This window comes from Streptomyces sp. NPDC006551, from assembly GCF_040611675.1.
Classification (GTDB): domain Bacteria; phylum Actinomycetota; class Actinomycetes; order Streptomycetales; family Streptomycetaceae; genus Streptomyces.
The window spans coordinates 396,721-418,549 of record NZ_JBEXOT010000002.1 but is presented as its reverse complement, the minus strand read 5'-3'; the positions used below and the strand labels follow the sequence as shown (position 1 = coordinate 418,549).

Here is a 21,829-nt window from a genome sequence, read left to right as displayed (position 1 = left end):
GCGGAGGGAACGGTGGCGCCGTTCCCTCCGCCTCCCTCGGCCCGCCTCCCTCGATTCACGCGCCGCCCCGGCACGCGCCACCCCGGCTCACGCGCCGCCTCGGCTCACGCGCCACCCGGCGACCGCGCCGCCGCCGCTCAGGCGGCGCGCTCAGCCGTCGCCGTCGTCCGCGCTACGCCGGTCGCGCCGCAAGCGGCTGCGATGGCTGGTGTCGCAGAACGGGGCGCGGAGCGTGCGCCGGCAGGTGCACAGCGCGACCGTCGGCCGCTCGCACAGCGTGACGGTGCCGTCCGGCATGACGATCTCGACCGGCCCTTCGACCAGGAGCGGTCCGCCGACGACCGGCGTCACGCGCGGAACGTCCGCGGCCGGTTCCCTCGCTCCGGACATGGTCCCACCACCCTTCTCAGCTCTGTTCCCCCCGAGTGCCCGCTCGGCGGCGGGGCATGCGCCGCACCGTTCCCGGCGACGCGGCGGCGAGTGCCGAAGGCGAATCGGGGTAGCCGCGAGGCGTCACCACCTGGCCCCGAGGGGCATGCGCAGAGAGGCGACGTCATGAGCAAGGCCAAGGGCAAGGCCCAGGAGATGAAGGGCAAGATGAAGAAGGGAGTCGGCGACACCGTCGACGACCGAGGGATGCAGGCCGAGGGCCGCCGCGAAGAGACGACCGGCAAGGCCAAGTCCAAGGCCGCGGAAGCCATGCGGCGGATCAAGAAGCACGGGCACGAGTAGCGAGCGCCTCATGGTTTCCCTCGCCGATGCGGCCGAGTCGGCTCCGGTCCGCGACGGGCGCGCCGTGGAACTGCTGGGCCTGTCCCTCCAGTTCACCGGACGTGACGCCATCGCGGTACCGGTGCCACCGTCGGGTACGGCAGCCGCGCCCTTCACGCTGAAGGAGGGCACGGAGTACCGCGCGGTGGTGCGCTTCCGTGTCGACGGACCGTTCGTGACGGGCCTGAAGGTTCTCGACGTACGCAGCAGGTCCGGCGCCGAACTGGGCGTCCGAGAGGTGATGCTCGGCGACTTCCGGCGGGGTGGACCGTACGAACTCGCGCTTCCCCCGGAGCGCGTCCCCAGCGGCCCGCGGGCTCGCGGAGTCTACGACGTCTACGCCGCGCTCGTCGACGGCGACGGCCACGTCCTCGACCGGCGCGACTACCGGTTCGAGATCAGGAAGGACTGGTGACCCGGGTCCGGCCCCGGACATGCGGCCCCGGACCCGCCGGATGCGGCGCACGCCCCGCGCGTGCGCCGCATCCGGGCGCGTGGGCGGGGTGTGCGACGTGGGGCCGTGTCGGGGCGTCCGGTCCTCTCGTCCGCGAGTCGACGGGGCCAGGGTGGACAGCAGGGGAGAAGAAGGGCGCGGCCGACGGGCCGAGGCTCGCCGCAGAGGTACGGAGCTTACGGAGGCATCCTGATGAGTCGTGAGATCGTCGCGGGAGTGGACGGTTCGCCGGAGAGCCTCGCCGCGGCCGACTGGGCCGCCCGCGAGGCACTGCACCGGGGGCTTCCGCTGCGGCTGGTGCACGCCTGGCGCTGGGAACCGCTCGACATCCCGCTCCTCCCGGACCGGGAGGGGCAGAAGCGGACAGCCCAGGACGTGCTGCGGGACGCGGAGGCGACACTCGCGCGACGTCACCCCGACGTGCGACTGACCGCCGAGGTGCTGGCCGACGCCCCGGTCGCCGCCCTGAAGAGCTCCGAGGAGCGGGCGGAACTGCTGGTGATCGGTTCGCGCGGGCACGGAGCGCTCGCCGGGTTCCTGCTCGGCTCGTACGGACAGCAGATCATCGCGGCCGCCGGCCGACCGGTGGTGGCGGTGCGCTCACGTGACGGCGACGGCGGGGCGGGCCGCCAGGGCGGTGAGATCGTCGTGGGGCAGCTGGGCGGGCCGGAGGACAGCGCCCCGGCACTCCGCTTCGCCTTCGAGACGGCGGCGGCCCGAGGCGCGTCCGTCCGGGCGGTACGGGCATGGAGCCTGCCGCCCCTCTTCGCGTACAGCCCGGAGTCGATGGCGCTCGCCGACGAGGCCGGCGGGCTCGTCCCGTACGAGGAGAAGGCGCTGCGCGAGGCTCTCGCGCCGTGGCGGGAGCGGTTCCCCCAGGTGCCGGTGGCCGAGCACGTGGAGATCGGGAGCGCGGGACAGGTGCTCCTCTCCTCCTCGGGTGACGCCGCGCTCCTCGTGGTGGGGCGGCGGGCCCGGCGCGGGGCCGTGGGGCCCCGGATCGGGTCGGTGGCGCACGCGGCGCTGCACCTGGCGCCGTGCCCGGTGGCGATCGTTCCGCACGACGAGTGAACCGTGCGCGGCCGCTCGGCGTGGCGGGTTGACTCGGTGGATTGACGAGGTGTGTCGAAGGCTCCGGGGCCGGAAAGTGTTATCGCCGTCGCCCCGGCGGCTCTCCCCCGCGCCGGACCGTCCGGCGTCCCGAAAGAGAGCGGAGCCCATGCAGCACCACGACGACCGTGTCCCGTACGACCAGCCGGCCCAGGACGGCGGCCGCGGCCGCAGAGGGGGTGGTGAGGGACGGTACGCGCGCCGGGCGCGGGCCTTCCCTGTCGCTGTGACCGTGGCGGGTACGGCCGCGATCGTCCTCACCGTGACGACGGGCGCCTACGTGGCGTCCGTCGGCGCCCCGGCCGGCTCGGCGGGCCGTCCGGACGCGGCGACCGGGCCCGGGGCCGCCGTGGCGGCGATGACCGGCGGCTCCACCTCGTCGCCCCCGGCGCCGGGAGGGAAACCTCCGGCGGCTCCTGTCACCCCTTCGGCCACATCCTCCGCCTCCGTCTCGGCGGGCCGGTCCTCCGCCTCCGCCACGAGCCCCGCGTCGGCCCGGCGGGAGGCGACAGCCCGCACCCCGGCGCAGACCCCGCCCACGGCACCGGCCCGGCTGCGCGCGATGGCGGAGGCCGAGGCGGCACCGGCGGCACCGGCGGCGGGAGAGATCGCGCGGTACGTCGACCGGGTGGTCTCCCTGGCCAACACCGAGCGGGCGAAGGCGGGTTGCGCTCCGGTCGGCGGCCCAGGCGCACGCGGACGACATGTCCGAGCGCGACTACTACGACCACAGAAGCCCCGAGGGGCGGAACGCGGGCGACCGGATCACGGCGGCCGGGTACTCCTGGTCCACCTGGGCCGAGAACATCCACCGCGGTCCGAAGACGGCCGCGGAGGCGATGCGCGAGTGGATGCGCAGCGACGGACACCGGCGGAGCATCCTCAACTGCTCCTTCAAGGACATCGGGGTCGGGGTGAGGCTCAGCGCCAACCGCCCTTGGTGGGTACAGAACTTCGCCGCCGAGCGCTGACCCGGGCGCGTCGGGGGCGGTGCGGGTTCAGGACGACGTGGTGGCCAGTTTCTGCACCCACACCGTGCCGTCCGGGCCGGGGACCGCTGCGACCCCCGTGTCCTGGTAGCGGCAGTCCAGCATGTTCTTCTGGTGCGCACCGCCGTCCATCCAGCCCGCGAAGACGTCGGCCGGGTCCGTCGTCCCGCGCGCCAGGTTCTCGGCCCACCGGCTCCACGGATAGCCGGCCGCCGAGATCCGCGTGTCCGCGAGGGCGCCCTCGGGGCTGCTGTGGGCGTAGTAGCCGCGTCGGACCATGTCCCTGGCGTACGCGCGCGCGGCCTCCGTCAGCCGCGGGTCCGTCCGCAGCGGGGCGCAACCGGCTTGCGCGCGGCGCTGGTTGACCAGCCGGGTGAGTCGTTCCTCGACGGTGGGCGCCTGCGTCCGCGCCGGCGTCGCGGAGGCCGGTGCGGGTGTCCGGCTCGCCCGGGGCGCGGCGCTCGGCGAGGTCGCCGCGGGGGCGGTCGTGGTGGCCGGGGCGGGGACGGCCAGGGTCGGGGCGGGCTCCGGGGCGCGGGCCGGCGGTGGTGACGGGACGAGCAGGATGAGGCCTCCCAGGGCACCCAGCGCCACCACGCCGGCGAGACCGGCCCGCCGTGCCGTACCCCGGGCCCGGCCCCGCCCTCGTACGCCTCGTACGGTGGGCGCGGAGCCCGGCAGCCCCTCCCCCGCGCCGGTCGCGCCCGGTGCCGGACCGGCCCAGGCGACCGTCTCGGGCGCGGCGGTCGGCGGGTGCGCCGCCCAGTCGTGACCCAGCAGGGGTGTCACGAGGCCGAGGCCCACCAGGAGCCCTTCCGCGGGGGCGAGTCCCGACCGGGAAGGTGCGCAGACTTCGCAGGTGCGCAGATGGCGGGCGACGCGCTTGCGCCACACCGGCGTCGGGCGGCCGTCCCATCCGGCCACGACCTCCGTGAGGCCCGGGCACGGTGGAGTGGCGGCGAGGGCCCGGACGACGGTCCGGCCGGTCTCGAGCCGGCCCTTCATCCGCTGGACGCGGACCGCCGCGTGCTGCGGGGTGACGGCGAGCGCCTCGGCGAGTTCGGCGCGGGTCAGCTCTCCGGTGGCCTCCAGCCACCACAGGGCGAGGAGTTCGCGGTCGCTCCCGTCCAGCCAGCGGGTCGCCTCGGCTACTTCGCGGCGCTGCCCGGAGAGCCCGAGGCGCAGGATGGTGAGGTCGACGAAGTCGGCGCCCGGGTCGGCGAGCTCGGACACCCGGTCAAGGCCGGGCAGCGGGCCGTTCTGCCGTTCGCGCCACCGGCTGCGGATCTGGTTCATGGCGATGGCGACCAGCCAGGAGCGGAACCGCGCGGGGTCGCGCAGGCCGGTCAGCCCGTCCAGGGCGCGCAGCAGGGTCTCCTGCACGACGTCGTCGACGTCGGCGTGGCCGTCGAGCGCGCGGGCGACGATGTTGTGGACGAGCGGGAGGCAGGCGCGTATCAGCCGTTCCCGGGCGTACGCGTCTCCGGCCGCGGCCGCCTCCACCAGCTCGGCCGTGGCGTGCTCGTCGCTGTGCATGTGTCTGCTCCCTCGTCCCTGGGTCCGTCCCCGTGGTGAGGAGACCCGTGGGAGGGGGCGCGATAACGGTTACGGGCGGCGGTCGGTCACGTGGGTGAGGCGGGCCGGTACGGCACGACCGCCGCGTTGCCCGCCCGTACGGCTTCGACGACCGCATCGTGTATCTCGCGGCTCTCCGGCTCGGAGGCGCACGGCACCGGACTGCCCGACATGGTGAACCAGTCGGACGCGCCGCTGTACTGCACGGCCACACGTGCCTCACCGTCCGCCCAGGTGGTGTGCACGGTCACATCACCGGTGAGCGCGCCGACCTCATCGGTCAGCACCCCACCACGCCCGGTATAGACCCCGGCGGTCGTCCATGATGCCCAGCTCATCCATCCAGGTTCACACCCGGACGGCCCATCCGCCACCGACGGGGCCGCCCCGGCCGGACGGAGGTCCGGGCCGGGGCGGCACGCGTGTGCGCCGGGATCAGCCGAGGGTGGCGATGGCCTCGTTGAAGGTGGCGGACGGACGCATCACGGCCGAGGCCTTGGCGGCGTCCGGCTGGTAGTAGCCGCCGATGTCGGCCGGGGAGCCCTGGACCGCGATGAGCTCGGAGACGATGGTCTCCTCCTGCTCGGCGAGGGTCTTGGCCAGGCCGTCGAAGGCCTCGGCGAGCTGCGCGTCCTCGGTCTGCCCGGCCAGCTCCTGGGCCCAGTAGAGGGCGAGGTAGAAGTGGCTGCCGCGGTTGTCGATACCACCGAGGCGGCGGCTCGGCGACTTGTCCTCGTTGAGGAAGGTGCCGGTGGCGCGGTCGAGGGTGTCGGCGAGGACCTGGGCGCGGGCGTTGCCCGTGGTGGTGGCCAGGTGCTCGAAGGAGACGGCGAGGGCGAGGAACTCGCCCAGGGAGTCCCAGCGGAGGTAGTTCTCCTTGACGAGCTGCTGGACGTGCTTGGGGGCGGAGCCGCCGGCGCCCGTCTCGAACAGACCGCCGCCGTTCATCAGCGGGACGACCGAGAGCATCTTGGCGCTGGTGCCCAGCTCCAGGATCGGGAACAGGTCCGTCAGGTAGTCGCGGAGGACGTTGCCGGTGACGGAGATGGTGTTCTCGCCGCGGCGGATGCGCTCCAGGGAGAACTTGGTCGCCTCGACCGGGGAGAGGATCTCGATCTGGAGGCCCTCGGTGTCGTGCTGCGGCAGGTACTGCTTGACCTTGGCGATGAGCTGGGCGTCGTGGGCGCGGCTCTCGTCGAGCCAGAAGACGGCCGGGTCGCCGGTGGCGCGGGCGCGGGTGACGGCGAGCTTGACCCAGTCCTGGATCGGCAGGTCCTTGGTCTGGCAGGCGCGGAAGATGTCGCCCTCGGCGACCTCCTGCTCCAGGACGACGGCGCCGGAGGCGTCGACGAGGCGGACGGTGCCGGCCGCGGCGATCTCGAACGTCTTGTCGTGGCTGCCGTACTCCTCGGCCTTCTGCGCCATGAGGCCGACGTTCGGGACGGAGCCCATGGTCGACGGGTCGAAGGCGCCGTGGGCGCGGCAGTCGTCGATGACGGCCTGGTAGACGCCGGAGTAGCTGCTGTCGGGGAGGACGGCGAGGGTGTCGTGCTCCTGGCCGTCCGGGCCCCACATGTGGCCGGAGGTGCGGATCATGGCCGGCATGGAGGCGTCGACGATGACGTCCGAGGGGACGTGCAGGTTGGTGATGCCCTTGTCGGAGTCGACCATGGCGAGGGCCGGGCCCTCGGCGATCTCGGCCTCGAAGGACGCCTTGATCTCCTCGCCGAGGTGCGGCACGGAGTCGAGGCCCTTGAGGATCGCGCCCAGGCCGTCGTTGGGGGACAGACCGGCGGCGACGAGCGCCTCGCCGTACTTCGCGAAGGTCTTCGGGAAGAAGGCGCGCACGACGTGGCCGAAGACGATCGGGTCGGAGACCTTCATCATCGTGGCCTTGAGGTGCACGGAGAAGAGGACGTCCTCGGCCTTGGCGCGGGCGACCTGCTCGCCGAGGAAGGTGCGCAGCGCGGCGACGCGCATGACGGAGGCGTCGACGACCTCACCGGCGAGGACGGGGACCGACTCGCGCAGGACGGTGGTGGTGCCGTCGGCGGCCACGTGCTCGATGCGCAGGGTGCCGTCCTCGGCGACGACGGCGGACTTCTCGGTGGACCGGAAGTCGTTCTCGCCCATGGTCGCGACGTTCGTCTTCGACTCGGGGGTCCAGGCGCCCATGCGGTGCGGGTGGGCCTTGGCGTAGTTCTTGACCGAGGCGGGGGCGCGGCGGTCGGAGTTGCCCTCGCGCAGGACCGGGTTGACGGCGCTGCCCTTGACCTTGTCGTAACGGGCGCGGACGTCCTTGTCCTCGTCGGTCTGCGGGTCGTCCGGGTAGTCCGGGAGGGCGTAGCCCTGGGCCTGCAGCTCGGCGATCGCGGCCTTCAGCTGCGGGATGGAGGCCGAGATGTTCGGCAGCTTGATGATGTTGGCCGCGGGCGTCTTGGCCAGCTCGCCGAGCTCGGCGAGGGCGTCGTCGATGCGCTGACCCTCTTCGAGACGCTCGGGGAAGCTGGCGATGATGCGGCCGGCCAGGGAGATGTCACGGGTCTCGACATTGATTCCCGCGGTCGAGGCGTACGCCTGGATCACGGGCAGGAACGAGTACGTCGCCAGGGCGGGCGCCTCGTCAGTGTGCGTGTAGATGATGGTCGAGTCAGTCACCGGGTGCTCCGCTCCACGTCTGCGTCTGCGAGATTGCTCGACATCAAGATATCTCGTGATCGTGCTCCACGGGAAAGGGCCCCGTGATCTCGTCCTCCACGTCGCTCTCCTCGGGGATCCGGCGGTGCTGGACGGCGGTGTCGTCGAAGTCGACATGGCGCAGCAGAGCGAGGAGGAGCAGGGCGGTGGCGAGGCCGGTGCCGGCCGCGAGGAGCTGCCCGGACTCGTAGGCGAGGCGCGCGATCGACGGGTCGACGGGAAGGGGGACGCCGAGGGAGCGGGAGAGCAGGAGGACGCCCGCGCCGAGACCGGCGAGCACGCCCAGGACCACCGGGGTGGTCACGAGAGCGGTACGGAGGGGGGCGCGGCGCCTGGGGGCGGGGCGGACCCGTCTCTTGCGGGCGAGGAGGGCGACGGTCCCGCAGACCATGGCGAGCACGAGCAGGTCCGCGCCGATGAGATCGGCCGGCCGGTGCCATCCGGCGGCCAGGGTGTAGTACCCGAGGGCCGTGGCCCACAGGGCGCAGACGCCGACGGCGATCCCGCGCAGCCGGTGGGGGACGACCAGGGCGAAGCCGAGGGTCGCGCTCATGGCGAGGGTGGTGTGCCCGCTGGGGAAGCCGCCGTCCAGGAGGTGGCCCGGCGCGCCGACGAGGTCCGGCCGGTGCAGCACGTACCGCTGGAGCAGCTCGGCGAGGGCCGTGGAGGCGATCGCCACGCCGAGGGCGGCCACGGTCGGCTTGTACCGCTTGCGCAGGATGCCGACCGTGGCGAGGAGCAGCAGGGCGAGGCCGAGGGTGGAGACGGCGATCTCGTACGGGATCCAGTGGGCGACCTGGTCGGCGGAGAGCCTGCCGTCCGGAACCCGGCCGGCGGTAACCGTGTTCTCCCAGCGCTGTCCGGTCGCGGTCAGTACGAGGCCCGCGTAGACGACGGCGAGCAGCAGCACGGCGCCGAGCGCGCCGTTCCGCATCCGTTTGCGTATGCGCCCGTGGAAGGAGTCCGGCGCTTCGGCGGCCACCGCGGCGTACCACCAGGTGCCGGACTCCATCGACGGTATGGCACGGCTGCCCGTGCCAACCCTGTGTAGAGGAGCCATGTCCCGATTCCAACCCGGGACGCCTCCGTCCGCCCGCTGAGCGCACCCGAACGACACGCCGAGAGGTGTTCGCGGGGGCGGGGGGCACGCCGGGGGCTTACAAGAGCCAGGTCCGGGCGCCCTCGGCGTCCGAAGCGGGCACGGCGGGCGCGGCGGGCGCGGCCGCGTCGAGCACCGAGGCGATCCGGTCCCAGGTCTCCCGGTCCCGCGTCAGGGGCGGAAGGAGGTCGCCGGCGCCGGCGTTCCAGGCGGTGGCCAGCGCGACCGGGTCGTCACCGGTCGCCGCCCCCGCGGCGAGGGCCGCCGCGCCGAGGGCGACGAGTTCGGTCGCGGCCGGGACGACGACGGGGCGTCCGGAGAGCCTGCGGACGGTCCGGGCCCAGGCGCGGCCGCGTGCGCCGCCGCCGACCAGGCGCAGGGGGCGGTCCCGTACCGCCGGGTCGGCGGGGTCCGCACCGCACGCGGTGAGGAGTTCGTCGAGGGCGCGCAGCACGGTGAAGACGGCGCCCTCGTAGGCCGCGGTCAGGATCGCGTTCGGGGTGGTGGTGTGGCGCAGCCCGGTGAGCAGGCCGGTGGCGTGCGGGAGGTCGGGGGTGCGTTCGCCGTCGAGGTAGGGCAGGACGACCACGCCGTCGCCGCTGGGTGCGGTGTCCTCGCGGTGCAGGCCGAAGAGGTCGGCGAACCTGTCCACGGCGAGCGTGCAGTTGAGGGTGCAGCCGAGGGGGAGGTACGTCCCGTCGGCGGCGGCGAACCCGGCGAGTCCGGGGGCGGCGGGGCGGGTGCGGGTGGCGGCGAACACAGTGCCGGAGGTGCCGAGGCTCACCACGGGGTGGTCGAGCAGCCCCGCGCCTCCGAGGCCGAGTCCGACGGCGGCCGCCATGTTGTCCCCGGTCCCGGCGGCGACGGCGACGGTGCCGGGGAGCCCGAGCGCTTCGGCGGCCGCCGGAGTGAGCGTGCCGACGCGGGCGGCTCCGGTCGGGGCGACGGTGGGCAGCACGGCCGGATCGAGACCGAGGAGAGCGAGGAGGTCCGGGTCGTAGGCGTGATCGGCGGTGGAGTACCAGCAGGTGCCGGAGGCGTCTCCGGGGTCGGTCACGCCGATGCCGGTGAGGCGCTCGGTGAGGAAGTCGTGCGGGAGCCGGATCGCGGCCGTGGCGTCGGCGGTGGCCGGCTCGTTCTCCCGCAACCACCGCCATTTGGCGGCCGTCATCGAGGCGACCGGCTGCGAGCCCGTCCTCGCCAGCCAGGGCCCGGGGCCGCCGAGCGCGGCGGTGAGGCCGGCCGCCTGCGGCGCGGAGCGGGTGTCGTTCCAGAGGAGAGCGGGGCGGAGCGGGCGGCCCGTGGCGTCGAGGACGACCAGGCCGTGCTGCTGCCCCGCGACCGCGATCCCGGTGACGGCGGAGGGGGGCACCGCCGCCTCCTTCAGCGCCCGGCCGACCGCCTCGACGAGGGCCGTCCACCACTGGCCGGGGTCGCTCTCCCGTGCGCCGCCGGTGCCGTCGACGGTGTGCGGGGCTCGGCCGACGGCGAGCAGGGCGCCGGTCGTGGTGTCCACCACGGCGGCCTTGGTGGACTGCGTGGAGCTGTCCACTCCGATCACCACGGGGTGCTGCGCGGGCATGGGCCTCGCCTTTCGTCGTCGTCACGTGCGGCCGTACGGGCGTCGGATCCGCGACTCACTCTGGCGCGGGAGCGCCCGGGTGCCGTATTAGTTATCGCACAAAACAAATAGGTCGCCCAGACCTTCGACCGAAAGGGCCGGACCATGTCCGTACGTTTCGCCCCCACCCCCCAGGACCGGTTCACCTTCGGCCTGTGGACCGTCGGCTGGCAGGGCCGCGATCCCTTCGGCGACGCCACCCGGCCGGCGCTCGACCCGGTCGAGTCGGTCGAACGCCTCGCCTCGCTCGGCGCGTACGGCGTCACGTTCCACGACGACGACCTGATCCCCTTCGGCTCCTCGGAGACCGAGCGGGAGGCCGCCGTCAAGCGCTTCCGGGCCGCCCTCGACCGCACCGGCCTGAAGGTGCCGATGGCCACGACGAACCTCTTCACGCACCCCGTCTTCAAGGACGGCGGCTTCACCGCCAACGACCGCGACGTACGCCGGTTCGCCCTGCGCAAGACGATCAGGAACATCGATCTCGCCGTCGAACTCGGCGCGAGCGTGTACGTCGCCTGGGGCGGACGGGAGGGCTCCGAGTCCGGCGCCGCGAAGGACGTACGGGTGGCGCTGGACCGCATGAAGGAGGCGTTCGACCTGCTCGGCCAGTACGTCACCGAACAGGGTTACGCGCTCCGCTTCGCGATCGAGCCCAAGCCGAACGAGCCGCGCGGGGACATCCTGCTGCCGACGATCGGTCACGCGCTGGCGTTCATCGAGCGCCTGGAGCGGCCCGACCTGGTCGGCGTGAATCCGGAGACGGGCCACGAGCAGATGGCCGGGCTGAACTTCCCGCACGGCATCGCCCAGGCGCTCTGGGCGGGCAAGCTCTTCCACATCGACCTCAACGGCCAGTCCGGCATCAAGTACGACCAGGACTTCCGCTTCGGGGCGGGCGACCTGCGCCAGGCGTTCTGGCTGGTCGACCTGTTGGAGACGGCCGGCTACGAGGGCCCCCGGCACTTCGACTTCAAGCCCGTGCGCACCGACGGATTCGACGGGGTCTGGGAGTCCGCGAAGAACTGCATGCGCAACTATCTGATCCTCAGGGACCGCGCCGCCGCCTTCCGGGCGGACCCGGAGGTCCAGGAGGCGCTGGCCGCCTCCCGGCTGCCGGAGCTCGCCGCCCCCACGGCCGCCGACGGCCTCGCGGGGCTGCTCGCGGACCGCTCGGCGTACGAGGACTTCGACGCGACGGCGGCGGCCGAGCGCTCGATGGCCTTCGAGCGCCTGGACCAGCTCGCCCTGGAACACCTGCTCGCCGTGCGCTGAGCGCCCGGCAACGGCGCTCGGGCGGACCTCCGCCTGAAACACATGCGCACTGTGCGCTGAGCGCCCGGCAACGGCGCTCGGGCGGACCTCCGCCTGGAACACCCGCCCACCGTGCGCCGACCCGCCGGGGAACGGCGCTCGGGCGGACCTCCGCGGCAGACCGCCGGGCCGGCGGACCTACCGGTGGTCCGCCGGCCCGGCGAACCCACGCGGTGCGCGCGCCTCACGACGAAGCGCGGACCACCAGCTCCGTCGGCAGCACCCGGCGGGGCTGGTCCGCCGAGGCCTCCCCGATCTCCTGGAGCAGCAGCCGCGCCATGGTCCGCCCCATCTCCTCGATGGGCTGGCGCACGCTGGTCAGGGGCGGATCCATGTGCCGCGCCACCGCCGAGTCGTCGACGCCGACCAGGGCGACGTCCTCCGGGACCCGCCGTCCCGCCTCGCGCAGCACGCCGCGCGCACCGGCCGCCATCACGTCCGAGGCGGCGAAGACCGCGTCCAGGTCCGGGCGGCGCGCGAGCAGCTCCCGCATCGCCCGCCGCCCGCCCTCCTCGGTGAAGTCGCCGGTGGCGACGAGCCCTTCGTCGGGGGCGAGTCCGGCCTCGGCGACCCCCTGGTGGTAGCCGTCGAGCCGGCACCGGGCGACGTACATGTCCAGGGGGCCGGTGACGGTCGCGATGCGGCGGCGGCCCCGGCCGGTGAGGTGGGCGACCGCCGAGCGGCCGGCCCCGACGTTGTCGGAGTCCACATAGGCGACGGTCTCGGCCTCGGTACGGCGGCCGTTGAGCACGGCCGGAAGACCCAGCTCCCGCACCTGGTCCGGAAGCGGGTCGTCGCCGTGCACCGACACCAGCAGCACCCCGTCCACCCGCTGGGCGGCGAGATACTGCTCGAAACGCTGCCGCTCCTTGTCGCTGCGGATCAGGGTGAGCAGCAACTGCTTGTCGGCGTCGGCGAGTTCGGCGCTGACCCCGCGAATGATGTCGAGGAAGTAGGGCTCGGCGAACAGCCGCGCCTCGGTCTCGGGGATCACCAGGGCCACCGCGTCGGTACGACTGCCGGCCAGGGCACGGGCCGCCCGGTTGGGTACGTATCCGAGTTCGGCGATGGCCCGGCCGACGGCGGCCTTGGCCTGCTCGCTCACGCGCGGGGAGCCGTTGATCACCCGCGAGACCGTGCCACGGCCGACACCCGCCCTGGCCGCGACCTCCTCCAGGGTGGGCCTGCCGGTCTGGCGCCCGCTCACCACCATCTGCCGTCTCCCCTCGCAGCCCTGTGCTCCCGCGACCCTATCAACAGTGGGAGCGCTCCCACACCTCTGGCCCCGGATCCGCGCAGACCTCTTGACACCCACCCCCGTCGGGAAGCAACCTTCGGGCCAGATGGGAGTGGGAGCGCTCCCACCACTGCCTTGGACGAGGAGAGTCGCATGCGCACTTCCAGAACGAGAACCGCCATGGTCGCCGGGCTCGCGGCCTGCACGGTCCTGCTCACCGGCTGCGGTGACGGAGGCTCGGACGAGGCCTCCGGCGACGGAAAGATCACCCTGCGCATCGGGACCTTCGGTTCCTTCGGCTACGACGACAAGACCGGCGCCAAGCTCTACGCCGAGTACGAGAAGATGAACCCGCACATCAAGATCGTCGAGTCGAACGTCGCCGACGGCCAGAAGTACTGGGACACGCTCAAGCTGCGTCTCTCGCGCAACAGCGGTCTCGCCGACATCCAGGCGCTCGAGGTCGGCTACATCGCCGAGGCGACCGGCCCGGCGATGGCGGGCAAGTGGGCCGACCTCGGCTCCGTGGGCGGCGCCGACCTCGGTGCGTTCCTCGACTGGAAGGTCAAGCAGGCCACCACCCCCGACGGCAAGGTCATCGGCCTCGGCACCGACATCGGCCCCATGGCCATCTGCTACAACAAGGACCTCTTCGCCAAGGCGAAGCTGCCGACCGACCGCGAACAGGTCGCCGCGCTCTGGGCCGGCGACTGGGCGAAGTTCCTCGCGACAGGCAAGACTTACCAGAAGAGCGCCCCGGACGGGACCTCCTTCCACGACTCCGCGAGCGGTCTGTTCAACGCCGTCGTCTCCAGCGAGCCAATCCAGTACGCCAACACCAAGGGCGAGCTCGACTACGAGAACAGCCCCGGCGTGAAGAAGGCCTGGGACACCGCCGTCGAGGCCGCGCAGAGCGGAATCACCGCCAAGCTGCGCCAGTTCGACGAGAAGGGCAGCTGGAACGCCGCCTTCAAGAACTCCAAGTTCGCCACCGTCGCCTGCCCGAGCTGGATGACCGGCATCATCAAGGACCAGGCGGGCGCCGGCAACCAGGGCAAGTGGGACATCGCCGCACCGCCCGTGGCCGGGAACTGGGGCGGCTCGTTCCTCGCGGTCCCGAAGTCGGGCAAGCACGCCACTGAGGCGGCCAAGCTCGCCGCCTGGCTCACCGCCCCGGCGCAGCACGCCAAGGTCTTCGGCGTGAACGGAAACATCCCCTCCACCAAGGACACGCTCTCCTCCCCGACCGTCCAGGACGCCAAGCTGCCGTACTTCGGCGACACCCCGGTCGGAAAGATCTACTCGGCGGCGGCCGCCGGCATCACCCCGGCCCCGATCAGCCGCTGGGACGGCCAGGTGAAGACCTTCATCACGGACAACGGCGTCCTCGACATCGAGCAGCGCGGCACCGACCCGGCGAAGGCCTGGGAGAACGTCAAGAAGCTGGTCGCGGACAAGATCGACCAGTAGGCGAGGCCGGGCGCACCCGAGCCGCCCGGCGCTCCCCCGCCGGGCGGCCGTCCGTCCGCCCCTCACCCGGCGGAACGCGCCCGCGTTCTGGGCTCGGTTCACCTCCGGGCGCCTTTGTGCGTGTGTCGACGGTCGACCGCCCTCTACGCCCCGGGGGCGTGGGAGGTACCCCCGCTCGGTCCCTCGTTCCTCGGGACCTGCGCGCGTTCCCCCTGTCGACACGCGGCGCCCTTCGGCTCACTCGCTCCGACGCACGACGCCCCACCGACGCACGACCGACGCACGACCGACGCATCGACACCCGAAGGGACGCCCCTCGTGGCCACCTCCGTCCGGGCGGCGGCCGACGGCTCCCCGCCGCCCGCCCCGCACCCCTCCCCCACCGTCCCGAAGCCTCCGGCGCCGCCCAGCCGTTGGCGCAGCAGGCTGTACCGGTGGGACCTGCGGCTGAGCCCGTACGCCTTCGTCGCCCCGTTCTTCCTCACCTTCGCGGCCTTCGGGCTCTTCCCATTGCTCTACACCGGCTGGCTCTCGCTCCACCGGGTGGAGCTGGGCGGTGACGCGCAGTGGAAGGGCCTGGAGAACTACACCTCCCTCACCGACAGCGAGTTCTTCTGGAACGCCCTCTTCAACACCTTCACCATCGGCGTCGTCTCGACCGTCCCGCAACTGCTGATGGCCCTGGGCCTGGCCCATCTGCTCAACTACAAGCTGCGCGGCCGCGGCTTCTTCCGGGTCGCGGTCCTCGCCCCGTACGCCACCTCGATCGCGGCGGCGACCCTCGTCTTCGCCCAGCTCTTCAACACCGACTACGGCCTGATCAACACCGTCCTCGGCTGGGTCGGCTTCGACCCGGTCGACTGGGAGTCGTCCAAGTGGCCGTCGCAGATCGCCATCTCGACGATCGTCACCTGGCGCTGGACCGGCTACAACGCGCTCATCTATCTGGCCGCGATGCAGGCCGTCCCCCAGGATCTGTACGAGGCCGCGGCCCTCGACGGCGCCTCACGGTGGCGCCAGTTCCTCAGCGTCACCATCCCGTCGATCCGTCCGACGATCCTCTTCACGATCATCGTCTCCACCATCGGCGCCACCCAGCTCTTCGGAGAGCCGATGATCTTCGGCGGCAGCCTGGGCATCAGCGGCGGCAGCGGCAACCAGTTCCAGACGCTCAGCCTGCTGATGTACGAGAAGGGCTGGGTGACCGGTGCGCTGGGGCAGGCGTCCGCGATCGCCTGGGTGATGCTGCTGCTCCTCCTGCTGATCGGGGCTGTCCAGACGCTCGTGTCCCGGGCGAACCGCAAGAAGCTGGGGGCCTGACCTCATGACGTACACCCGCACACGCGTCCGCGAAGAGACCCGTAAGAAGCGCTTCGGCCGTTCCGGGGCCGGCCGTCAGCACCACGCCGGTCCGCTGACCTACGTACTGCTCGGCCTGGCCGCCCTGCTGTCGCTCTTCCCGCTGTACTGGAACCTCGTCGCCGCCTCCCACTCGGGCGAGCGCGTGGTCGAGGCGCCCGCGCCGCTGCTGCCCGGCCCCCGTCTCTTCGACAATCTCACCTTCGCCTGGAACCAGGTCGACATGGGAGAGGCGCTGGTCAACACCACCGTCGTCGCCGGCCTGGTGGCCCTGTCCACCGTGATGTTCTCCACCCTGGCCGGTTTCGCCTTCGCCAAGCTGCCCTTCAAGGGGCGGGGGGCCATGCTGGCCCTCGTCGTCGCCACGATGACGATTCCGCCGCAGCTCAGCGTGATCCCGCTCTACCGGATCATCACCGACCTGGGCTGGGTCGACCAGCTCCAGTCGGTCGTCCTGCCCTCGCTGGTCGCCGCGTTCGGGGTGTTCTTCATGCGGCAGTACCTCATCGAGGCGCTGCCGGTGGAGCTCGTCGAGGCGGCCCGGATGGACGGCGCGCACAGCCTGCGGATCATCTGGCACGTGGTGTTCCCGGTGGCCCGGCCCGCGATGGCGGTCCTCGGGATGCTCGTCTTCGTGCAGGCCTGGAACGACTTCTTCTGGCCGTTCATCGCGCTGACCCCGGACGGGAACCCGACCCTCCAGGTCGCCCTGGCCGGTCTCGGCGCGGGCAACCACACCGTCGACCAGGCCGTCGTGCTGACCGGCGCGCTGATCTCGACGCTGCCGCTGCTGCTGGTCTTCGCCGTGCTCGGCAAGCACATCGTCGGCGGCATCACCTCGGGCGCGGTAAAGAACTGACCGCCCCGCCCTTCGCGGGCGCCCCCACGCGTCCCGCGTCCCCGTCTCACCCCTCACCCTCCTCCTCTCACTCGGGAGTACTTCCGCATGACCGCGACAGATCCCCGCCCCCTCACCACGGTCCGCCGGTTTCCCGCCGGTTTCCTGTGGGGCACCGCCACCGCCGCGTATCAGATCGAGGGCGCCGCGGCCGAGGACGGCCGCACGCCGTCCATCTGGGACACCTTCTCGCACACGCCCGGGAAGGTGTTCGAGGGCCACACCGGAGACGTGGCGGTCGACCACTACCACCGGTTCCGCGACGACGTACGGATGATGGCGGACCTGGGCCTGAGCGCCTACCGGTTCTCGGTCTCCTGGCCCCGGGTCCAGCCCACCGGCCGGGGCCCGGCCGTCCAGAAGGGCCTGGACTTCTACCGCCGGCTCGTCGACGAGCTGCTCGGTGCCGGCATCGAGCCGGTCGTCACCCTCTACCACTGGGACCTGCCGCAGGAGCTCGAGGCCGCCGGCGGCTGGCCCGAGCGGGCGACCGCCGAGCGGTTCGGCGCGTACGCCTCGCTCGTCGGCGGCGCGCTCGGCGACCGGGTCACCCGCTTCACCACGCTCAACGAGCCCTGGTGCAGCGCCTTCCTCGGCTACGGCTCCGGTGTCCACGCCCCGGGCCGTACGGACCCGGTGGCCGCCCTGCGCGCCGCCCACCACCTCAATCTGGCCCACGGCCTGGCCGCCCAGGCGCTGCACTCGGCGCTGCCCGGCCGGGCACGGCTCTCCATCAGCCTCAATCTGCACGAGATCCGGCCACTCACCCCCTCGGCGGCCGACCGCGAGTCGGCCCGCCGGATCGACGCGGTCGGCAACCGGATCTTCCTCGGGCCGCTGCTCGACGGCGCGTACCCGGAGGACCTGCTCGCCGACACGGCCTCCCTCACCGACTGGTCGTTCGTACGGGACGGCGACACGACGGCGATCCGGCAGCCGCTGGACTCGCTCGGCATCAACTACTACACGCCGACGGTCGTGTCGGCGGTCACCGGAGAGATGGAGAAGCCTCAGGACGACGGGCACGGGGCGAGCGAGCACTCCCCGTGGCCGGGGGCGGACGATGTCGCGTTCCACCAGGCGCCGGGCGAGCGCACGGCGATGGGCTGGTCGGTCGACCCGAGCGGTCTGTACGACCTGCTGACCCGGATCTCGGCCCGCTACCCCGGCCTTCCGATGCTGATCACCGAGAACGGCGCGGCCTACGAGGACGAGGTGGGCGCGGACGGTTCGGTCCACGACCCGGACCGGATCGCCTATGTGCACGCCCATCTGGCGGCGGTGCACCGGGCCATCGCCGACGGGGCGGACGTCCGCGGCTACTTCCTGTGGTCGCTCATGGACAACTTCGAGTGGGCGTACGGTTACGCCAAGCGGTTCGGCGCGGTCCATGTCGATTACGCGACGCAGGCCCGTACCCCGAAGTCGAGCGCCCATTGGTACGCGCACGTGGCGCGGGCCGGCGAGCTCGTCGACCCGGTGGAGGACCTGCTGGACGGCCCGGCGGAGGACTGAGCCCTCGCCGCCATCTGAGCGGCGAGGGGCTCGGCGAGCGCATCGGCGCAGGTCGGAGAGGTCTGACGTGCGCCGGGCGATCACCCGGCGTACCGTCGCCGGTGTACCGGGACTCCGACTGCTGCGGGAGGGTGTGTGCGTCGCTCCACGACCGGTCAGGCCGCGGCCTCCTCACCTCGCGGCAGGCGCAGGCGCAAGCGCAAGGGCATACGGATCGCGGCGACGGCGGCCGGAGCGGTCGTCGTCGCCGCGGGCGGGCTGTACGTCGCCGGGCTCGTCGCCACCGGGGACGACATATCCGAGGGCACGCGCGTCAGCGGGGTGGACATCGGTGGAATGAGCCGTGCCGAGGCGCGGGACCGGCTGACCGCCTCGGCGCCCGCCTCCTGGACCACCCCCCTCCCCGTGCTCGTCGGTGACCGCACCGACACCATCGCTCCGGCCTCCGCCGGGCTGACGGTCGACGCGGCGAGGACCGCCGAGCGGGCCGCCGACCCCGCCCGCGATCCGGTGACGGTGATCGGCCGTCTCTTCTCCTCCGGCGAGCGCGACATCGAACCCGTCGTCGCCTTCGACGAGGCCAAGGCCCGTGCGGCGATGGCCGAGGTGGCGAAGCGCCACGACCGTACGACGGTCGAAGGGGCCGTCGCGTTCAAGGCCGGCAAGGCGGTCGCGACCCCGCCGCGCGACGGGCTGAAGCTGGACACGGACGGGGCCGTCGACGCCCTGCGCGCGGCCTATCCCGCCACCGGCCACGATCCTGTGGCGCTGCCGGCCGCCATGTCCCGGCCCAAGGTCGGCCCGGCCGAGGTCGCCCGGTTCATGAAGGACTTCGCGACCCCGGCCATGTCCGGGCCGGTCACGCTCACCGCCGTCGGCAGACCGCTGCGGATCACTCCGGTGACGCTCGGCGACCATCTGAAGGTGAAGGCGGACGACAAGGGCCGGCTGGGCGCGACGCTCGACGGGGAAGCGCTGATCCGCGACCCGGACGTCGCGCGACCGCTCGAGTCGATCGCCGACGGTCCGGTCGACGCGAAGCTCGGGGTGCGCGACGGCCGGGTGGTGGTGGAGTCGGACGGCCGACCCGGCCACGAGGTGTCCGCCAAGGCGCTGAAGGACGCCGTGCTCCCCCTGCTGCCGAAGACGGGCGCGGCGGCCCGCACCGCCCCCGTCGCCACCGAGCTGATCCAGCCGGAACTGACGGCCAAGGCGGTGGAGGAGCTGGGGATCAAGGAGCGGATGTCCACCTTCACGGTCAACTACCCCACGGCGCCGTACCGGACGATCAACATCGGCCGGGCGGTCGAGCTGATCAACGGTTCCCTCGTGCGGCCCGGTGAGGTCTGGAGCTTCAACCGGACCGTCGGCGAGCGTACGAAGGCCAACGGTTTCGTGGACGGCACGATGATCCTCGACGGGCAGTACCACTCCGCTCCGGGCGGCGGGGTGTCCGCCGTCGCCACCACCGTCTTCAACGCGGTCTTCTTCGCCGGGGTGAAGCCGGTCGAGTACGGGGCGCACTCCTTCTACATCGAGCGCTACCCGGCCGGCCGGGAGGCGACGGTCGCGTGGGGCACGCTGGACCTGAAGTTCCGCAACGACTCCGGCCACGGCATCTACATCGAGGCGACCTCCACGGACTCCTCGGTGACCGTCACCTTCTACGGCACCAAGAAGTACGACGAGGTGGAGGCCGTGGAGGGCCCTCGTACGAAACTCACGGAACCTTCCGAGCGGAAGGGCACCGGCCCGCACTGCGAGCCGCAGACCCCGCTGGAGGGCTTCGACATCACGGTCGACCGGGTCTTCCGCGACGGCGGTGCGGAGGTGGGGCGCGAGACGTTCCGCACGCACTACACCCCGCGCGACCGCGTCACGTGCGAATGAGTTCCGCGTCCGCCGTGAGGACCCGCAGCAGGTGGGTGACCTCCCGGGCGACCGCGTCCCTGGCCGGGCCCAGATAGCGGCGGGGGTCGACCGTCCCCGGCTGCTCCTCCAGGCGGGTGCGTACGGCCCGGGTGAACGCCTTGTTGAGGTGGGTGGAGACGTTCACCTTCGTCATCCCCGCACCGATGGCCCGGGCGAGATCGGTGTCGCCGACCCCCGACGATCCGTGCAGCACGAGGGGACGTCCCACCGCCTCGCGCAGCCGGGTGATGAGGGCGAAGTCGAGGACGGCGTCACGGGTGACCATCGCGTGGGAGCTGCCGACGGCCACGGCGAGGGCGTCGACGGCGGTGGCCGCGACGAACGCGCGGGCCTCGTCGGGGTCGGTGCGGACGCCGGGGGCGTGGGCGCCGTCCTTGCCGCCGACCTCGCCGAGTTCGGCCTCCACCCAGACGTCGTGGCGGTGACAGAAGTCCGTCATCTCGCGGGTGGCGGCGACATTCTCCTCGTACGGAAGCCTGGACGCGTCGAACATGACGGAGCAGAAGCCGAGTTCGACCGCCTCACGGACCAGCGCGGGCGATTCGGCGTGGTCGAGGTGGACGGCGACGGGAACCGTCGCGCGGCGGGCGATGGCGAGGCTGGCGAGCCCGATGGGCTCCAGGGAGCCGTGGTAGCGGGCGGTGTTCTCGCTGATCTGGAGGATGACCGGCCGGCCTGCCGCCTCGGCTCCGGCGACGATCGCCTGGGCGTGTTCGATCTGGACGACGTTGAACGCGCCGGCTCCGGCGTTCCCGTCGCGCGCGCCGAGGACGACGGCGCCGGTGGTGGTCAGGGGCATCAGCCGTTCTCCCCGTCCGCGGAGGGCAGCACGACGGAGCGGGTGAGGTTGCGGGGCCGGTCCGGGTCCTGGCCCTGGGCCTCGGCGAGGGCGACGGCGAGGCGCTGCGCGCGGACGAGGTCGGCGAGCGGATCGAGGTCGCCGTGCGCGGCGCCCGACTCCGCGACCAGCGTGCCGCCGACGCGGGCCACGTCGTCGGCGAGGCCGGCGGGAACGGGGCCGAGGACCCAGGCGACGCGGCCCGGTGCGGTGATGCTGATCGGCCCGTGGCGGTACTCCATCGCCGGGTACGCCTCCGTCCACGCGCCGGCGGCCTCGCGCATCTTGAGACCGGCTTCGAGGGCCAGGCCGTAGGTCCAGCCCGTGCCGAGGAAGGTGAACTGCTCGGCTTCGGTGATCGCGTCGGCAAGCGGTTCGGTGACGGCCCGTTCGGCGTCCCGGGCCGCCTCCTGGACCGTACGGACACCGGCGGGCAAGGCGGACTCGGCCTCCAGGTGGGCGCGGAGGAGGGCGAGGGCGGTGGTGGCGAAACGGGTCTGCACCACCGATTCCTCGTCGGCGAAGTCGAGCACGGCCACGGCGTCCGCCGCCGCCATCACGGGCGTCGCCGGGTCCGCGGTGAGCGCGCCGGTCGCGAGGGACCCCTTGACCTTGCCGAGCAGGTCGAGGACCTCGGTGGTGGTGCCCGAGCGGGTGATGGCCAGGATCCGGTCGTAGCCGCGGCCGAGCGGGAACTCGGAGGCGGCGAAGGCGTCGGTCTCGCCGTGCCCGCCGGTCTCCCGCAGCTGTGCGTAGGCCTGGGCGATGAACCAGGAGGTGCCGCAGCCCACGACGGCGACGCGCTCTCCCCGCTGGGGCAGGGCCGCGCGGTGCCGGGGAAGGGTCTCGGCGGCCCGGCGCCAGGTGGCGGGCTGGGAAGCGATCTCGGCGGCGGTGCGGGAGGGTCCCGAGGTGGGCACGTACGGCTCCTTCACAGACGAACGATGCTC

19 protein-coding genes and 1 pseudogene are annotated in these 21,829 nt (G+C 72.9%); 10 read left to right on the top strand and 10 right to left on the bottom strand.

What is annotated here, in order from left to right; all coding sequences use genetic code 11:
- Nucleotides 1–150: 150 nt before the first annotated feature.
- Nucleotides 151–390, bottom strand: coding sequence for a CDGSH iron-sulfur domain-containing protein (locus ABZY12_RS04405; protein WP_356886962.1), 240 nt, complete (start codon nucleotides 388–390; stop codon nucleotides 151–153).
- 165 nt (nucleotides 391–555) lie between these two features.
- Between ABZY12_RS04405 and ABZY12_RS04400 the strand changes: the two genes are divergently transcribed.
- From ABZY12_RS04400 to ABZY12_RS04390, 3 genes are all read left to right on the top strand, one after another.
- On the top strand, nucleotides 556–732 hold the full coding sequence (locus tag ABZY12_RS04400; RefSeq protein ID WP_356886960.1) for a CsbD family protein: 177 nt from the start codon (nucleotides 556–558) through the stop codon (nucleotides 730–732).
- Nucleotides 733–742: 10 nt separating this feature from the next.
- Nucleotides 743–1,186 (top strand): hypothetical protein, encoded by a 444-nt coding sequence (locus ABZY12_RS04395; RefSeq protein WP_356886959.1) that lies wholly within the window; start codon nucleotides 743–745, stop codon nucleotides 1,184–1,186.
- Between the two features lie 231 nt (nucleotides 1,187–1,417).
- Nucleotides 1,418–2,296, top strand: a complete 879-nt coding sequence (locus tag ABZY12_RS04390) for a universal stress protein (protein ID WP_356886957.1) — start codon at nucleotides 1,418–1,420, stop codon at nucleotides 2,294–2,296.
- Between the two features lie 315 nt (nucleotides 2,297–2,611).
- Here the strand turns inward: ABZY12_RS04390 and ABZY12_RS04385 are convergent, their stop codons facing one another.
- The gene (locus tag ABZY12_RS04385) at nucleotides 2,612–2,983 is read right to left on the bottom strand and encodes a hypothetical protein (RefSeq protein WP_356886955.1); all 372 of its coding nucleotides are present in this window, start codon (nucleotides 2,981–2,983) and stop codon (nucleotides 2,612–2,614) included.
- 35 nt (nucleotides 2,984–3,018) lie between these two features.
- On the opposite strand from ABZY12_RS04385, the pseudogene ABZY12_RS04380 reads away from it, so the two are divergent.
- Nucleotides 3,019–3,306, top strand: a pseudogene (locus tag ABZY12_RS04380) (CAP domain-containing protein); the annotation flags it as partial.
- Nucleotides 3,307–3,333: 27 nt separating this feature from the next.
- Here ABZY12_RS04380 and ABZY12_RS04375 read toward each other — a convergent pair.
- From ABZY12_RS04375 to xylB, 5 genes are all read right to left on the bottom strand, one after another.
- Nucleotides 3,334–4,860 (bottom strand): sigma-70 family RNA polymerase sigma factor, encoded by a 1,527-nt coding sequence (locus ABZY12_RS04375; protein WP_356886953.1) that lies wholly within the window; start codon nucleotides 4,858–4,860, stop codon nucleotides 3,334–3,336.
- Between the two features lie 86 nt (nucleotides 4,861–4,946).
- Nucleotides 4,947–5,237, bottom strand: coding sequence for a hypothetical protein (locus ABZY12_RS04370; RefSeq protein ID WP_356886951.1), 291 nt, complete (start codon nucleotides 5,235–5,237; stop codon nucleotides 4,947–4,949).
- 97 nt (nucleotides 5,238–5,334) lie between these two features.
- A complete protein-coding gene (locus ABZY12_RS04365; RefSeq protein ID WP_356886949.1) occupies nucleotides 5,335–7,557 on the bottom strand; it encodes an NADP-dependent isocitrate dehydrogenase in 2,223 nt (740 codons plus the stop codon).
- A 43-nt stretch (nucleotides 7,558–7,600) separates the two neighbouring features.
- Nucleotides 7,601–8,608, bottom strand: coding sequence for a phosphatase PAP2 family protein (locus tag ABZY12_RS04360; RefSeq protein WP_356886947.1), 1,008 nt, complete (start codon nucleotides 8,606–8,608; stop codon nucleotides 7,601–7,603).
- A 145-nt stretch (nucleotides 8,609–8,753) separates the two neighbouring features.
- Nucleotides 8,754–10,277 (bottom strand): xylulokinase, encoded by a 1,524-nt coding sequence (gene xylB / locus ABZY12_RS04355; protein ID WP_356886945.1) that lies wholly within the window; start codon nucleotides 10,275–10,277, stop codon nucleotides 8,754–8,756.
- A gap of 144 nt (nucleotides 10,278–10,421) precedes the next feature.
- On the opposite strand from xylB, the gene xylA reads away from it, so the two are divergent.
- The gene (gene xylA / locus ABZY12_RS04350) at nucleotides 10,422–11,591 is read left to right on the top strand and encodes a xylose isomerase (RefSeq protein ID WP_356886943.1); all 1,170 of its coding nucleotides are present in this window, start codon (nucleotides 10,422–10,424) and stop codon (nucleotides 11,589–11,591) included.
- Between the two features lie 223 nt (nucleotides 11,592–11,814).
- On the opposite strand, the gene ABZY12_RS04345 is transcribed toward xylA, so the two are convergent.
- Nucleotides 11,815–12,843: a LacI family DNA-binding transcriptional regulator gene (locus ABZY12_RS04345; protein WP_356886941.1), complete on the bottom strand. Its 1,029-nt coding sequence runs from the start codon at nucleotides 12,841–12,843 to the stop codon at nucleotides 11,815–11,817.
- A gap of 177 nt (nucleotides 12,844–13,020) precedes the next feature.
- On the opposite strand from ABZY12_RS04345, the gene ABZY12_RS04340 reads away from it, so the two are divergent.
- The 5 genes from ABZY12_RS04340 to ABZY12_RS04320 all read left to right on the top strand — a co-directional run bounded on the left by ABZY12_RS04340 (nucleotide 13,021) and on the right by ABZY12_RS04320 (nucleotide 19,999).
- Nucleotides 13,021–14,337 (top strand): ABC transporter substrate-binding protein, encoded by a 1,317-nt coding sequence (locus tag ABZY12_RS04340; RefSeq protein ID WP_356886939.1) that lies wholly within the window; start codon nucleotides 13,021–13,023, stop codon nucleotides 14,335–14,337.
- Nucleotides 14,338–14,655: 318 nt separating this feature from the next.
- A complete protein-coding gene (locus ABZY12_RS04335; protein ID WP_356886937.1) occupies nucleotides 14,656–15,657 on the top strand; it encodes a sugar ABC transporter permease in 1,002 nt (333 codons plus the stop codon).
- Between the two features lie 4 nt (nucleotides 15,658–15,661).
- Nucleotides 15,662–16,555 (top strand): carbohydrate ABC transporter permease, encoded by an 894-nt coding sequence (locus ABZY12_RS04330; RefSeq protein ID WP_356886935.1) that lies wholly within the window; start codon nucleotides 15,662–15,664, stop codon nucleotides 16,553–16,555.
- Nucleotides 16,556–16,642: 87 nt separating this feature from the next.
- Nucleotides 16,643–18,109, top strand: coding sequence for a GH1 family beta-glucosidase (locus tag ABZY12_RS04325; RefSeq protein WP_356886933.1), 1,467 nt, complete (start codon nucleotides 16,643–16,645; stop codon nucleotides 18,107–18,109).
- 135 nt (nucleotides 18,110–18,244) lie between these two features.
- The gene (locus ABZY12_RS04320; RefSeq protein WP_356886931.1) at nucleotides 18,245–19,999 is read left to right on the top strand and encodes a VanW family protein; all 1,755 of its coding nucleotides are present in this window, start codon (nucleotides 18,245–18,247) and stop codon (nucleotides 19,997–19,999) included.
- Here ABZY12_RS04320 and ABZY12_RS04315 read toward each other — a convergent pair.
- Complete coding sequence (locus tag ABZY12_RS04315; RefSeq protein WP_356886929.1) at nucleotides 19,986–20,840, bottom strand: class II fructose-bisphosphate aldolase; 855 nt, start codon at nucleotides 20,838–20,840, stop codon at nucleotides 19,986–19,988. The two genes, ABZY12_RS04320 and ABZY12_RS04315, sit on opposite strands and share 14 nt — an antisense overlap.
- On the bottom strand, nucleotides 20,840–21,799 hold the full coding sequence (locus ABZY12_RS04310) for a sugar isomerase (protein ID WP_356886927.1): 960 nt from the start codon (nucleotides 21,797–21,799) through the stop codon (nucleotides 20,840–20,842). The genes ABZY12_RS04315 and ABZY12_RS04310 overlap by 1 nt, the downstream gene beginning before the upstream one ends.
- Nucleotides 21,800–21,829 lie beyond the last annotated feature (30 nt).